Origin of the sequence: Acinetobacter sp. 1566109 (genome assembly GCF_000582255.1) — a bacterium.
Classification (GTDB): Bacteria; Pseudomonadota; Gammaproteobacteria; order Pseudomonadales; family Moraxellaceae; genus Acinetobacter; species Acinetobacter nosocomialis.
In genome coordinates this window covers 23,400-36,598 of record NZ_JEYB01000017.1, presented here as the reverse complement: position 1 = coordinate 36,598, position 13,199 = coordinate 23,400, and the positions used below count along the sequence as shown (strand labels likewise).

Genomic DNA, 13,199 nt, shown 5'->3' with positions numbered 1-13,199 from the left:
ATGACTGTTTCTTTTCAAGAAATTAATCCAATCGAGATTGATGCACAATGGCCTCAACAGCCATTTCATGGCTTTAATTTAGATAGTCGTAAAGTAGAAGCTGGCCAAATTTTTATTGCCTTGACCAGTTATAGCCAACCTGAAAAAACACGCACATTTGCTGAAGCAGCTTTAACAAATGGGGCACTTGCTGTAATTAGTGAAACCGAATTAGGTGTAGCGAATGAGTGGGTATGTTCTGATGTGCGTCAGCGTATGGGTGAGTGGCAAAAACGTTATTTACAACAAACTGATACGGTTAAACCATTACGGATTATTGCTGTAACAGGTACGAATGGTAAAACGACTATTTCTCGCCTAATTGCTGAGTTAATTAGTTCGCAACAGCAGCGCTGTGCGGTGATGGGAACGACTGGTAATGGTATTTTGCCGGATTTAACGCCTTCTACACATACTACTCTTGATGCTTTGCAGTTACAAAATGAATTACATGCTTATGCTAAGCACGGCGCAACTTTTGCTTCTTTAGAAGCGAGTTCGCATGGTCTTGAGCAGGGCCGATTAAATGGTTGTGATATTGAAATTGCTGTTTATAGTAACTTAAGTCGTGATCACCTCGATTATCATGGCACGCTAGAAGCTTATGCAGAAGCAAAGGCTCGTTTATTCAAGTTTAATTTGTTAAAAGTTGCTGTGATTAATCTAGATGATGCACATGCAGATTTAATGATTAAATCGGCGAAGAATAATCCAGCGCAACCTAAAATTTTGACTTATTCGCTTACTCAAAATACGGCCGATTATTATATTACCGATTTAAGCTATAGCTTGGCGGGTGCAACCTTTAATTTAGTGGGGCAGCAAGGTTCATTTGCTGTAGAAAGTCCATTATTAGGTCATTTTAATGTTGAAAACTTGATTGCGGCGCTGATCGCTGCTGAGCAAGCTGGTTTCGATTTACAAGCATTAGTTAATTTTGTTCCTAAACTGATTGGCGCACCAGGCCGAATGCAGGTCATTCGTGATGGTGAGCGACTTTTTGTGGTGGATTATGCGCATACACCCGATGCATTGATTCAAGTGCTTAAAACATTAAAGCGTCACGTTTCGAATCAGCTTTGGGCTGTATTTGGATGTGGTGGTGACCGTGACCGTGGTAAGCGCCCACTCATGACTCAAGCAGCTTTAGATGGTGCAAATCCGGTTATTCTGACTTCAGATAACCCAAGAACAGAAGACCCTGAACAAATCTTTGCTGATATGAAGCAAGGAATAGATTTTTCAGGGCATCGTATGCATGAAATTCATGACCGTCGTGAAGCAATTAAATTTGTTACACAGCATGCTCAAGCTGGTGACATTGTGGTGATTGCCGGAAAAGGTCATGAAAATTATCAAGAAATTAATGGTGTGCGTCACTGGTTTGATGATGTGGTTGAAGTGCGTTCTGCGATTGATGCACAACATCATACGGTAGATGCTGCTTACCCTGCACAATAGGAAAAATTATGCATACTTCAACCACCAGTACCGTGCCTTTGGAACCGTGGACAGCTCAACAATTACAACAGGCAACACAGGGTTACTGGCATAAAGACCAGATCCCTCAAACTGAAATTAAACGTATTTTGACTGACTCGCGTCATGCAGAAAGTGGGGATGCCTTTTTAGCATTAAAAGGTGAACGTTTCGATGCGCATAATTTTGTCGCGCAAGTCGCTGCAAATGGTTGCCAAGTCGCTATTGTTGAGCAACCTATAGATGCAAACATTGCTCAGCTTGTAGTTGCTGATACTCGCTTGGCTTTAGGGCAACTTGGTGCGTATCGCCGTGAACAAAATGCTCAATTGAAAGTTATTGCTTTAACGGGAAGTAGCGGTAAAACCACCACTAAAGAAATGCTAGAAAGCATCTTATCTCGTTTAGCCCCTACATTGATTACCCGAGGCAATTTAAATAATGACCTTGGTGTGCCGATGATGCTGCTTGAGCTTCGCAAGGAACATCAATATGCAGTGATGGAACTTGGGGCAAATCATCAAGGTGAAATTGATTACACATCAAAACTTGTTCAACCGCATGTCGCTGGCATTTTAAATATTGGGACTGCTCATTTAGGTGAGTTCGGTGGTCGCGATGGTATTTGCCGTGCTAAATCAGAAATTTATCGTCATATTCTACCTCAGGGCGTTGCTATTGTTCCGCAACAAGATGACTTTACTACCGAGATTCGTGAAGCAGCAAAAAGTCATCAAATTATGAGTTTTGGTACTGGTGGTGATGTCTTTGCTACAGAGATTGAATTGTTGCCACAATCTGCCAATTTCCAGTTACATACACCTCAAGGTTCAAGTTTTGTAAGGCTGCCATTTGCAGGTGAGCATAATGTGCAAAATGCAACTGCTGCAGTAGCATTTGCTTTGGCATTAGGTGTTAGCCTAGACGATATTGTAAAAGGATTAGAGCAAGCACAAGGTGCGAAAGGCCGTTTGAACTTTATTCAAAAAGTGCCTCATTTATTTATTGATGATACTTATAACGCTAATCCAACATCTATGCGAGCTGCGGCGCAAGTATTACTTCAACAAAATGGCATTAAAGTCATGGTGATGGGGGATATTGGGGAACTTGGCGATAGTAGTTGGCAAGAACATCATGATTTAGGTCACGATCTCGCTCAGCTTCCTTTAGATCATATTATTGCAGTTGGGCAGTTTGCCTCAGCAGCTCTCGAAGGTGCAGGCCTTCATTCTACTAAATTGAAAGCATTTCAGACTCAAGCTGAGGCGCTTCCATTTTTAATCAATCTAATCCAAACACATCAACCCCAGTCCATGAGTTTCCTGTTTAAAGGTTCTCGCTTTACTCATATGGAAACGTTGATGGCTGATTTGATGGAGAAACTTTAAATGCTGTTATGGTTGTTTGAACAACTTGCGGGCTATCACAGTTCGTTTCAGGTTGTTCGTTATTTAACATTACGTTCTTTACTCAGTGTATTAACGTCACTGACCATTGGTTTGGTTCTCGGACCAATCATGATTCGTAAATTACAAGCGTTAAAATACGGTCAGGCAGTAAGTTCATTTGCTCCTGAAAATCATGCCAAAAAAATGGGTACACCGACAATGGGAGGGATTTTAATTCTACTCTCAATTGGTATTAGTACTTTATTGTGGGCTGATTTATCTAACCCTTATGTTTGGATTGTACTTGGTGTAATGGTTGTGTTCGGTGCGGTTGGCTGGGCAGATGACTGGATTAAGATTCGCTATAAAGATAATGCGGGCTTACCTGCACGTAAGAAATTCTTCTGGACTTCTATTGCCTCACTTGGTGCTGGTATTGCGTTATATTTAATTGCAACTGAACAATCTAATTCAGAATACACAGCAAATATGCTGGATTTATTGATTCCTTTCTTTAAGAATCTTTCAATTCCACTTTCTATTGTTCCATTAGGCTTGGCATTTATTGTATTCACCTATTTAGTAATTAATGGTGCTTCTAATGCGGTTAACTTAACTGACGGTTTAGATGGTTTAGCTATTATGCCGGTGGTTATGGTGGCTTCAGGTTTAGGTGTATTCGCTTACTTATCTGGTGACATCCGTTTTGCTAATTATTTGCATATTCCATATGTGAAATATACTTCAGAGCTTGTGGTGATCTGTTCTGCTATGATTGGTGCAGGCTTGGCGTTTCTTTGGTATAACGCACACCCGGCGCAAGTCTTTATGGGTGATGTGGGCGCTTTAGCTCTAGGCGCAATGCTTGGAACAATTGCCGTGATGGTACGCCAAGAAATCGTATTTGCGATTATGGGCGGTGTTTTTGTGATGGAGGCTGTATCAGTATTCCTACAAATCGGGTCGTTGCGAATGCGAAATAAGCGCGTATTCTTGATGGCACCTTTACACCATCACTATGAAAAACAAGGCTGGAAAGAAACTCAAGTTGTAATTCGATTCTGGATTATTACGATTATGCTAGTTGTTTTAGGCCTAATGACCTTAAAATTGCGCTAGAACTTATTTTGGTGTCAATATAAAGCCGGTTTCTACTGGCTTTTTTTATTGGAGAGGTAAATGACAAAGGTTGTTGGGCTAGACCAATTATCTGTAATTAACCAAAAAGTGGTTAGTGATGGGGAAGTATTACCTCAAGTTGTACTTAAAGATGGTAGTCAGGTACAAACGGGAACTGTCGCGACAATGCTGCATAATATTGAACTCTATAATGCGGGACAAAGAGGGCAAATTGAAGAAGAGTTGAAGATCGCAATTCCAACTTTAATTAAAGTGGGATTGTTTGATTTGTTTGAAGTAGATGAATGGATTTCTGGAACAAATGCAGGCCGCACATTTGTTGGAATGCACGCTAAGGCTTATTTGCAACAAAAAGAACAAGAGAATAATTAAACGTGACTACGCAAAATTTAATGTGCCCCGTATGTCGTCAGCGACTTGAGCTGGTAAACAAAACATGGCGGTGTGAACAGGGTCATAGCTATGACATTGCAAAGCAAGGTTATGTGAACTTACATGTCGTACAGCATAAACACAGTAAAAATCCCGGGGATACTCCTGAGTCTGTAGATGCACGCCGTGCCTTTTTACAGGGTGGCTATTATCAGCCTTTACAGCAAGCAGTAGTTCATTTGCTAAAGCATCTTAAAGCTAAAGCTGTACTTGATATTGGCTGTGGTGAGGGATATTACACGAGTGCGATGCAACAGGTTGTTGAGCAGTGTATAGGTGTAGATATTGCAAAAAATGCGGTACAACGTGCTGCAAAGTTAAATGCCAACGTGACTTGGGTTGTCGGTACAGGAGCAACTTTACCTGTAATTGATCAAAGTATAGATGTGTGTACGAGTCTTTTTAGCCCGATTCCACAAGCAGAAATTTTACGTATTTTAAAAGATGATGGGTATTTAATTGTTGTGACTCCTGCAACCGATCATCTGTATGCGATGCGTGAAGCGCTATTTGAGCAGGTTAATCCGCACACGCCGCAAAAGTTTGTTAAACAACTGCAAGATTTATTTGAGTTGAAAGAACAGCAAGTTATAGATGCTCCTTTATTACTTGACCAAGAAGCTTTAAAGAATCTGATCGCTATGACGCCTTATGCGTATAAGGCGTCTCCTGAGCGCCGGATGCAATTAGAACAGCAATCACACCTGAAAGTGACAGCATCTTTTCAAATCTATCTTTTTCAAAAGCGTAATAAAAAAGCCATCTAACGATGGCTTTTTTTATTTTTACTCAATTTGGTTAATCAAGTTTTCTAACTCATCTTTGTCACGCTTCGGCGCTGTTCCTTGTGAAGGCTTCATTGCTGGAGGTGCTGCCTTAGATGGAATTACAATTTCCTCACCAGGTAGGTCATCAAAGTCATTATTGGTGTTAGCTTTCGGTTGCGGTGGTGCAGGACGATAAAGTGGACGTGCTAATGGTGGTGCAGCACGATATGTTTTCTTATCGCCTATTTCTGTAACGACAGCTTGTTTGTCACGAGAAATAGGTGCTTGAGCATCTTTTTCTAAACGAACCCAAGAAGCTGGAGTACCTTTTAGAGATTGATCCATAAAGTTAATCCAGATTGGTAATGCGGCAATACCACCATACTCACGACGGCCAAGTGTTGTTGGTTGGTCAAAGCCGACCCATGTAATTGCGACTAACTTGCCGTTGAAACCTGCAAACCATGCATCTTTTGCGTCGTTCGTTGTACCTGTTTTACCACCCAAGTCACTACGGCCAATTTTAAGTGCGGCACGACCTGTACCATGCTCAATTACGTCACGTAAGATATTTGCCATATCATAAGCAGAGCTTGATTTTAAAATACGCTGAGCTTGACGATATTGACTATTATTCTTATCAGTTTGTTTTAGGTTGAGCTGTTTGGCCGCCTTTTCTTTCTGTTCCAACTCTTTATTGGTCACTTCAACAACTTGATCATCTGGTGTAGTTGCCTGTGCATCTTCAGTTGTTTCAGGTGAATTAATACATGGAATACATGCATATTCTGGCTTAGCTTCGTAAATCACTTTACCGTATGCATCTTCAATACGTTGAATGAAATGTGGTTGGACACCGTAGCCACCGTTTGCAAACGTTGCATAACCTGTTGCCATTTGAATTGGCAATACTTGAGGTGTACCTAAAGCAATGGTGTAGTTACGTGGAATCTGATCTTCTTGTAAACCAAAATCCATGAATAACTGACGAGTACGTTCAATCCCTACAGTTTGTAAAAGTCTTACAGAGACGGTATTACGAGACAAATACAAAGCACGGCGTAATGGAATCATACCTAGGTAACGGCCATCAGAGTTCTTTGGTGTCCACTTACCAATGGTAATCGGGCTATCGTTGACCATGCTATAAGGTGTCATACCACGTTCTAATGCTAAAGCATAAAGGAATGGTTTGATGGTCGAACCCGGCTGACGCCAGCCTTGTAAAGCACGGTTAAATTTTGATTGATAGAAATTATAACCACCAACAATTGCTTCAATGGAGCCATCATTTGGATTAATTGCGATAAGCTGACCTTGAACTTTAGGTACTTGAACTAACGACCATGCAGTTTTAGCTTCATTTGGACGTAAACGAACAATATCCTTAACCTTAACAATCTGAGATGCACGTGAAGGTGCTCCACCTACGCTATTTGCATTGCGATAGGGGCGGGCCCATGACATGCCAGACCATTGCACAGTGACTGTTGAACCATCTTGCATTAACGCTTCAAAAGAGTTGTTATTTACTTTAGTCACTTCTGCAGGGTAGGTATTGGCATAAGCTCTAAATTGGCTTAATGGTTTGTCATGTGCTTCTGCCCCACGCCAGCCATGACGACGGTCATAAGCCTCTAAACCATCTTGTACAGATTTTTCTGCAATAGCCTGACGTTGGGCGTTAATGGTCGTGTAAACCTTATAGCCTGAGTCAATTGCTTGTTCACCAAAGTGTTTTACAAGCTCTGAGCGGACCATTTCACCTGCATATGGGTGAATATTATTTAGGTCACGGTTGGGCATATTCAAGTTGATCGGCTCTGCAACTGCCTTTTGATACTCTGCTTGAGAAATATAACCGAGCTGCAACATACGGCCTAAAATCCAGTTGCGGCGTTCAAGTGCCCGTTCTGGGTTAACCACTGGGTTGTATTTAGATGGTGCTTTCGGTAAGCCAGAAATCATAGCCATTTGAGCAATGCTGAGCTCATTAATACTCTTGTTATAGTAAATTTTTGCAGCAGCTGCGATACCGTAAGCATTTTTACCCAAGAAAATCTTATTCACATAAAGACTTAAGATGTCTTCTTTAGATAAGTTTTGTTCAATTTTTCGGGCCAAAAAGATTTCGGTTAGTTTGCGTTTTAAAGTTCTTTCTGGGCTTAAATAATAGTTTTTTGCAACCTGCATTGTGATGGTAGAACCACCTGTTTGCACATCAGACCCAGTAACACTTTCACTTAAAGCACGGCCTAAACCTTTAAAGCTAATGCCGCTGTGTTCGAAGAAAGAAGAATCTTCTGCTGCTAGGAATGCATGAATAAACGTAGGAGGAATTTGTTTGTATTCAACAGGAATAGAAAGTTTACCACCGTACTCAGCAATAAGTTGGTTGTCGGCTGTATAGACTTGCAAGGGCTTTAAAAGCGGTGCTTTTTTTAGTGAACTCATTTCCGGGAGGGTTGGGGCAATATAGAGATACATGCCATAAAATCCCATCGGAAGTGAGACTAAGATAATAATAATGATCAAAAAAATTGGACGCACGAAGCCCAAACTGGATAGCTTTTTCATGATAAGTAAGCTTTAATAAGATCGAATACAAACTAATTGTGGTCAGTATAGCCTTTAGACATGCGGATTGTTAGATGAGATATTGTATCCGTGTAAAAATAAAGACCGAGATTATTGGTTTGTAATTTTTTTTGGGGATAAAAAAATAATAGGACAATAGTGTGCTCAGGTTATATCGTAAACCTAATAAGGGGTTAATGGGCGTCGATATTAGTTCGACTTCTGTTAAGTTGTTAGAGCTCTCTGTCAAGAACGGTAAATATTGGGTAGAAAGCTATGCTTTGATGCCTTTACCTGAAAACAGTGTAGTTGAAAAAAATATCTTAAATCCAGAAGCGGTAGCAGAAGCTTTGGAACGGGCGATGAATTTAGCAAATCCCCAAACCACTAATGCTGCAATTGCTGTTCCAACATCGACGGTTATTCATAAAACTATCGAAATGGATGCAGATATGAGCGATGACGAACGTGAAGTTCAGATTCGTGTAGATGCGGAGCAGTACATACCGTTCCCGCTGGATGAGGTGAGCCTTGATTTTGAGGTTTTGCCTGATCGCTTGCTGAATCCAAATCGAGTAAATGTTCTTTTGGTCGCAACAAGAACGGAAAACGTTGAAACACGTGTTGAAGTTCTTGAATTGGCAGATTTGAATCCTAAACTGGCAGATGTCGAGAGTTATGCAGTCGAACGTGCTTTTAGTGTGTTTGCTGATAGCTTGCCGATGGGCGCAAATACGATAGGAATTTTAGATATCGGCCATACCATGACAACACTATCGGTCATGCAAAATGGCAAGATTATTTATACTCGTGAGCAGGTTTTTGGTGGTAAGCAACTTACGCTTGAAATTCAAAGTCGTTATGGCCTCTCTCTAGAAGAAGCAAGCCGAGCTAAAAAAGACCGTACTTTGCCAGATGATTATGAAATTGAGGTACTAGATCCATTTCTAGATGCTGTGGTTCAGCAGGCGGCCCGCTCATTACAATTCTTCTTTTCTTCATCTCAGTTTAACGAAATAGACCATATTTTGCTTGCAGGTGGCAATGCGAATATTCCAGGTCTTGCCAAGCTTTTGCAACAAAAATTAGGCTACCGTGTCACTATTGCCAACCCATTTTTACAAATGGGTTTTTCTCCTCAAGTCGACGTTCAAAAAATTGAAAATGATGCTTCATCTTTAATGGTGGCATGCGGCTTGGCTTTAAGGAGTTTTGATTAATGGCAACAATTAACTTACTACCTTGGCGTGAAGAGCTGAGGGAACAACGAAAAAAACAATTTATAACTTTATGCTTTGGGGTGGTTGTTTTGGGGATTACAACCGTATTTGGTGGATGGTTCTATTTTGATCATAAATTAGATGATCAAGAACAAGCAAACCAACTTATTAAAAGTACAAATCAAAACCTTGATCAGCAATTAAAAGCATTAAACGGTTTACAAGAGCAGCGTGATGCTATTATTGAGCGTATGAAGTTGATTCAAAATTTGCAGAGTCAACGGCCAGTAGTGGTGCGATTAGTTGATGAGCTCGTTCGAGTCACGCCACCAGCAATGTATCTAACCAAATTCAGTCGAGTAGGGGATAAATTTACGATCGAGGGTAAAGCTGAGAGTCCAAATACGGTAGCTGAATTGCTTCGTAACCTTGAATCGTCTCCTTGGTATCGTAATGCTTTTATGAATTCTTTCTTGGCTAATGAAGATAAAAAAGATAAGACTGCGAGTTCTCTTCTTCCTAGGGTGGAAGATAACTATGGCAGTTTTGTTGTGACTGTCGATTTGGGGGAAATGGGCGTGACCACAACGAATAACGATGCTGTTAAGCCAGCCGTAGCGAAAGACACGGGGGCAGCCAAATGAGTCAAGATGAACTGCAAGAATTATCATTAGAGCAATCAGCTTCAAAGAAAAAGAAATTTAATCTCGATAAATTCCTTCAGCAATTTAATACGCTTGATATGAACAACTACGGTAGTTGGCCAATATCTGTAAAAATTACTTGCTGGATTTTTATTTTCTTTGCTGTATTGGCTTTGGGTTATTTTGTTGCTATTCAGCCAAAGCTACAAGCAATTGATAATGCCCAAGCTCAGGAAGGTAATTTATTAAATGAATTTCGAGAAAAAGACTCCAAATTACGTAACCTTCAGCAGTATCAAGTGCAGCTTCAAGAGATGCAGGCAAATTTCAACCAGCAATTAGAACAGTTGCCGAAAGAAACAGAGATTCCAAGTTTAGTTGAGGATATTAACTTAACTGGTGTGAACTCTGGATTGAAATTTAAAAATATTCGTTTAGAGGATGAAGTAAAGCAGGAAATTTTTATTGAACAACCAATTGCCATCGAAGCAACAGGCGACTATCACGCTTTCGGTGCTTTCGTAAGTAGTATTTCTGCTTTGCCACGTATTGTGACGATGCATGACTTTGTTGTAGAGGCTGCTCAAGCTAAAGATAGTAAGTCAGATATTCCTGTGCTTAATTATTCTATTAAAGCCAAAACCTATCGATATATAGGAGCAACAGAGGCATCGGCACAACCAGCTAAGGCTGCAGCGGCGACTGCACCAACTAGCCCTAATGCTCAGCCGAAATAGGAGAGTTATGATGAAAATTAAGCAAATTACTCTTTATATTTTGGCCTGTGCCGCTCTTGTGGGATGTGATTCAAGAATTGACGCAGTCAATCAGCAAATGGCAAGTATTCGTAATCAGCCACCGCTCCCTATTGAGCCAGCGCCGATTTTTACCCCTGTACCACAATTTAATTATGCTGCTCATCAATTAAAAAGCCCGTTTATGCCAAGCTCACTGGCAGCTGAACTTAAAATTATGGCCGGGAAGCGAGTGTATCCAAATTTCTCACGTGCACCGCAACCATTAGAAAACTATGCACTTGAAGCCTTAAATATGAAAGGAAGCATGCGTAATAATCGTGGTCAAATATTGGCTTTGATTCAGACACCGGATCATCAAATTGAACGGGTACAAGTGGGTAATTATATGGGCATGAATCAGGGCCGTATTACTCATATTAGTCCAACCCAGATTGATCTGGTCGAGATTGTGCCAGATGGTCGAGAAGGCTATGTCGAGAGACCGAGAACTTTGGTCTTGATTGGGCCTGCACCCTAAAATTTAGGGAATAAAAACGAAAAAGTATTTTTAAAGATTATTTAATTGGGGATGGTCAGACAATGAATCAGGTATTCCGTCAGTTTTCTATGGGGGCTGTAGCTGTTGCAATTATGCAGGCTGCATCTGCACAGGTCAGCATGACCAATATAGTACCAACGCAAGTTGCAGGTCAGGGCACAGAAATTAGAGTTATATTTAATGGATTGCCACCACAGCCACAGGCTTACCAACTTGAAAATCCGTCACGGTTAATATTAGATTTTGATAAAGCTCAACAAAGTTTAAAACAGTCTAAAATTGCTGTTGCAACCAATGAAGCAAGCTCTGTTGATGTAACTTCAGATGATCAACGTTCACGTTTGACTGTAAATTTAAAAGATGCTGGAGCGTTTACAACACGTGTGGAAGGTAATACTTTCATTTTAAAAATTAATTCGGTCCAACCGAATAATAAACCTGTACCAGTAGTTACTGCACAACCACAAGGTATTTCAAACATTGGATTTCAGCGTGGTAGTCAGGGAGAAGGTTTAGTTGTTGTGGATCTTTTGGGAAGTAATACACCTGTAGATGTTCAACAACAAGGCAGTAAAGTTGTTATAAGAACTTTAGGTACAAAAATTCCGGCACATTTGGCGCGTCGTCTAAATGTAAATGATTTTGCAACACCAGTCTCAAGTATTGATGCTTATAATGATAAAGGTGCTGGTATAATTACTATTCAGTCATCTGGTAGCTACGAATACATGGCATATCAGGCTGAAAATAAGCTCACAATCAGTTTGAAACGACCACAAGATAAAAATGTAACTTCTTTATATAAAACGCCAAATTATTCTGGAAATAAGCTTTCGCTAGATTTTCAAGACATCGAAGTGCGCCGTGTTTTACAGCTCCTTGCTGATTTTACGGGAATCAATATGGTGGCTGCTGATAGTGTGCAAGGTAATATCACGCTACGTTTGAAAGATGTACCTTGGGATCAGGCTCTGGATATTATTTTAAAAACTAAAAATCTTGATAAACGTCGTAATGGGAATGTGATTTGGATTGCTCCTGTTGCAGAGTTGATTAAAGCGGAAGAGGAAGAAGCGAAAGCTGTGGCGCAAAGTGTAAAACTTGCTCCGTTACAGACAGAGTATATTCAACTTAAATACGCTAAAGCTGGCGATATTATGGGTTTAATTACCCAAGGCTCAAATAATAGTAATGGCTTACAACATACTTCTGGTGGAGGAACTTCAACTTCAACCAATTTAAATACTGGCGTTGATAGTCTTGGGAATAATGTGGGTAGTTTACTTAGCCCTCGCGGTACCATTACTCAAGATGACCGAACTAATACTCTTATTATTAATGATACTGCTCAGTCGATTGATCAAATCCGAAAAATGATTGACTTGCTTGATGTGCAAGTTAAACAGGTTATGGTTGAAGCACGTATTGTGAGAGCGTCTACGTCGTTTACCAAAGAACTTGGTGTGAAGTGGGGCATTCTTTCGCAAGGTATTACCAATAATAAAAACTTGTTGGTTGGTGGTAGTGAAACAACTTTATGGAATTTAAGACAGCCAGAAAAAGATAGTACAACTGGTGGTTATAAATATACGATTGAGCGTCCAGATAATTTAAACGTTGATTTGGGGGTTTCTAATCCAGCAGGAAGTATTGCCTTTGGCTTGATTAGTATGTCTGATTTTATGTTGGACCTTGAATTATCTGCTTTACAAGCTGATGGTTATGGTGAAGTGATTTCAACTCCTAAAGTGATGACTGCCGATAAGCAAACTGCAAAAGTTGCCACGGGTCAACAAGTTCCTTATCAGACGACAACTAACTCTGCTTCGGGCTCAACAGCCACAACATCATTTAAAGATGCATTACTAAGCCTAAATGTAACTCCAAGTATTACGCCTGACGGTAAGATTCAAATGAAATTGGATATTTCTAAGGATTCTGTAGCAGGTGCGGCCCCAAATGGTGAGTTGATTCTGAATAAGAATAATATTAATACCAATGTGCTGGTTGATAATGGAGAGACCGTTATTTTAGGTGGTGTATTCGAGCAAACAACGACGAATTCTCAAACCAAAGTTCCGTTTTTTGGTGATATTCCTGTTGTAGGGCATTTATTTAGAAAAGATGTAAAGTCTGATGATAAGCAAGAATTATTGATTTTCGTAACACCACGAATTGTTAATGACACTTTAGCGAGAAATCATTAATATATTT

At 40.3% G+C, this 13,199-nt stretch carries 11 protein-coding genes; 10 read left to right on the top strand and 1 reads right to left on the bottom strand.

Annotated elements, in window-relative coordinates; all coding sequences use genetic code 11:
- Genes J582_RS13435 through J582_RS13415 form a run of 5 tightly spaced genes read left to right on the top strand, consistent with a single transcriptional unit; the run spans position 1 to position 5,248 of the window.
- On the top strand, positions 1-1,500 hold the full coding sequence (locus J582_RS13435; RefSeq protein WP_031982128.1) for a UDP-N-acetylmuramoyl-L-alanyl-D-glutamate--2,6-diaminopimelate ligase: 1,500 nt from the start codon (positions 1-3) through the stop codon (positions 1,498-1,500).
- An 8-nt stretch (positions 1,501-1,508) separates the two neighbouring features.
- Positions 1,509-2,909, top strand: coding sequence for a UDP-N-acetylmuramoyl-tripeptide--D-alanyl-D-alanine ligase (locus J582_RS13430; RefSeq protein WP_032048049.1), 1,401 nt, complete (start codon positions 1,509-1,511; stop codon positions 2,907-2,909).
- A complete protein-coding gene (mraY, locus tag J582_RS13425; protein WP_002051726.1) occupies positions 2,910-4,028 on the top strand; it encodes a phospho-N-acetylmuramoyl-pentapeptide-transferase in 1,119 nt (372 codons plus the stop codon).
- A gap of 60 nt (positions 4,029-4,088) precedes the next feature.
- The gene (locus J582_RS13420) at positions 4,089-4,421 is read left to right on the top strand and encodes a hypothetical protein (protein WP_031982126.1); all 333 of its coding nucleotides are present in this window, start codon (positions 4,089-4,091) and stop codon (positions 4,419-4,421) included.
- A gap of 2 nt (positions 4,422-4,423) precedes the next feature.
- Positions 4,424-5,248 (top strand): putative RNA methyltransferase, encoded by an 825-nt coding sequence (locus tag J582_RS13415; RefSeq protein WP_086223555.1) that lies wholly within the window; start codon positions 4,424-4,426, stop codon positions 5,246-5,248.
- A gap of 18 nt (positions 5,249-5,266) precedes the next feature.
- On the opposite strand, the gene ponA is transcribed toward J582_RS13415, so the two are convergent.
- Positions 5,267-7,825, bottom strand: coding sequence for a penicillin-binding protein PBP1a (ponA, locus tag J582_RS13410; RefSeq protein WP_032048048.1), 2,559 nt, complete (start codon positions 7,823-7,825; stop codon positions 5,267-5,269).
- A 161-nt stretch (positions 7,826-7,986) separates the two neighbouring features.
- Here ponA and J582_RS13405 point away from each other — a divergent pair, with 161 nt between their 5' ends.
- The 5 genes from J582_RS13405 to pilQ all read left to right on the top strand — a co-directional run bounded on the left by J582_RS13405 (position 7,987) and on the right by pilQ (position 13,192).
- A complete protein-coding gene (locus J582_RS13405; protein ID WP_004711654.1) occupies positions 7,987-9,045 on the top strand; it encodes a pilus assembly protein PilM in 1,059 nt (352 codons plus the stop codon).
- Entirely contained in the window at positions 9,045-9,689 is a 645-nt protein-coding gene (locus tag J582_RS13400) for a PilN domain-containing protein (protein WP_004711656.1), read from the top strand. The genes J582_RS13405 and J582_RS13400 overlap by 1 nt, the downstream gene beginning before the upstream one ends.
- A complete protein-coding gene (locus J582_RS13395) occupies positions 9,686-10,426 on the top strand; it encodes a type 4a pilus biogenesis protein PilO (protein ID WP_006581061.1) in 741 nt (246 codons plus the stop codon). Before J582_RS13400 ends, J582_RS13395 begins: the two co-directional genes overlap by 4 nt.
- A gap of 10 nt (positions 10,427-10,436) precedes the next feature.
- Positions 10,437-10,964: a pilus assembly protein PilP gene (locus J582_RS13390; RefSeq protein ID WP_004711660.1), complete on the top strand. Its 528-nt coding sequence runs from the start codon at positions 10,437-10,439 to the stop codon at positions 10,962-10,964.
- A gap of 62 nt (positions 10,965-11,026) precedes the next feature.
- The gene (gene pilQ / locus J582_RS13385; RefSeq protein ID WP_031982120.1) at positions 11,027-13,192 is read left to right on the top strand and encodes a type IV pilus secretin PilQ; all 2,166 of its coding nucleotides are present in this window, start codon (positions 11,027-11,029) and stop codon (positions 13,190-13,192) included.
- The last annotated feature ends 7 nt before the right edge of the window (positions 13,193-13,199 follow it).

Bases quoted from the DNA above. Each gene is read 5' to 3' on its own strand.
- J582_RS13395 (WP_006581061.1), top strand. From the start codon at position 9,686: ATGAGTCAAGATGAACTGCAAGAATTATCATTAGAGCAATCAGCTTCA.
- J582_RS13430 (WP_032048049.1), top strand. From the start codon at position 1,509: ATGCATACTTCAACCACCAGTACCGTGCCTTTGGAACCGTGGACAGCT.
- mraY (WP_002051726.1), top strand. From the start codon at position 2,910: ATGCTGTTATGGTTGTTTGAACAACTTGCGGGCTATCACAGTTCGTTT.
- ponA (WP_032048048.1), bottom strand. From the start codon at position 7,825: ATGAAAAAGCTATCCAGTTTGGGCTTCGTGCGTCCAATTTTTTTGATC.
- J582_RS13435 (WP_031982128.1), top strand. From the start codon at position 1: ATGACTGTTTCTTTTCAAGAAATTAATCCAATCGAGATTGATGCACAA.
- J582_RS13400 (WP_004711656.1), top strand. From the start codon at position 9,045: ATGGCAACAATTAACTTACTACCTTGGCGTGAAGAGCTGAGGGAACAA.
- pilQ (WP_031982120.1), top strand. From the start codon at position 11,027: ATGAATCAGGTATTCCGTCAGTTTTCTATGGGGGCTGTAGCTGTTGCA.
- J582_RS13420 (WP_031982126.1), top strand. From the start codon at position 4,089: ATGACAAAGGTTGTTGGGCTAGACCAATTATCTGTAATTAACCAAAAA.
- J582_RS13390 (WP_004711660.1), top strand. From the start codon at position 10,437: ATGAAAATTAAGCAAATTACTCTTTATATTTTGGCCTGTGCCGCTCTT.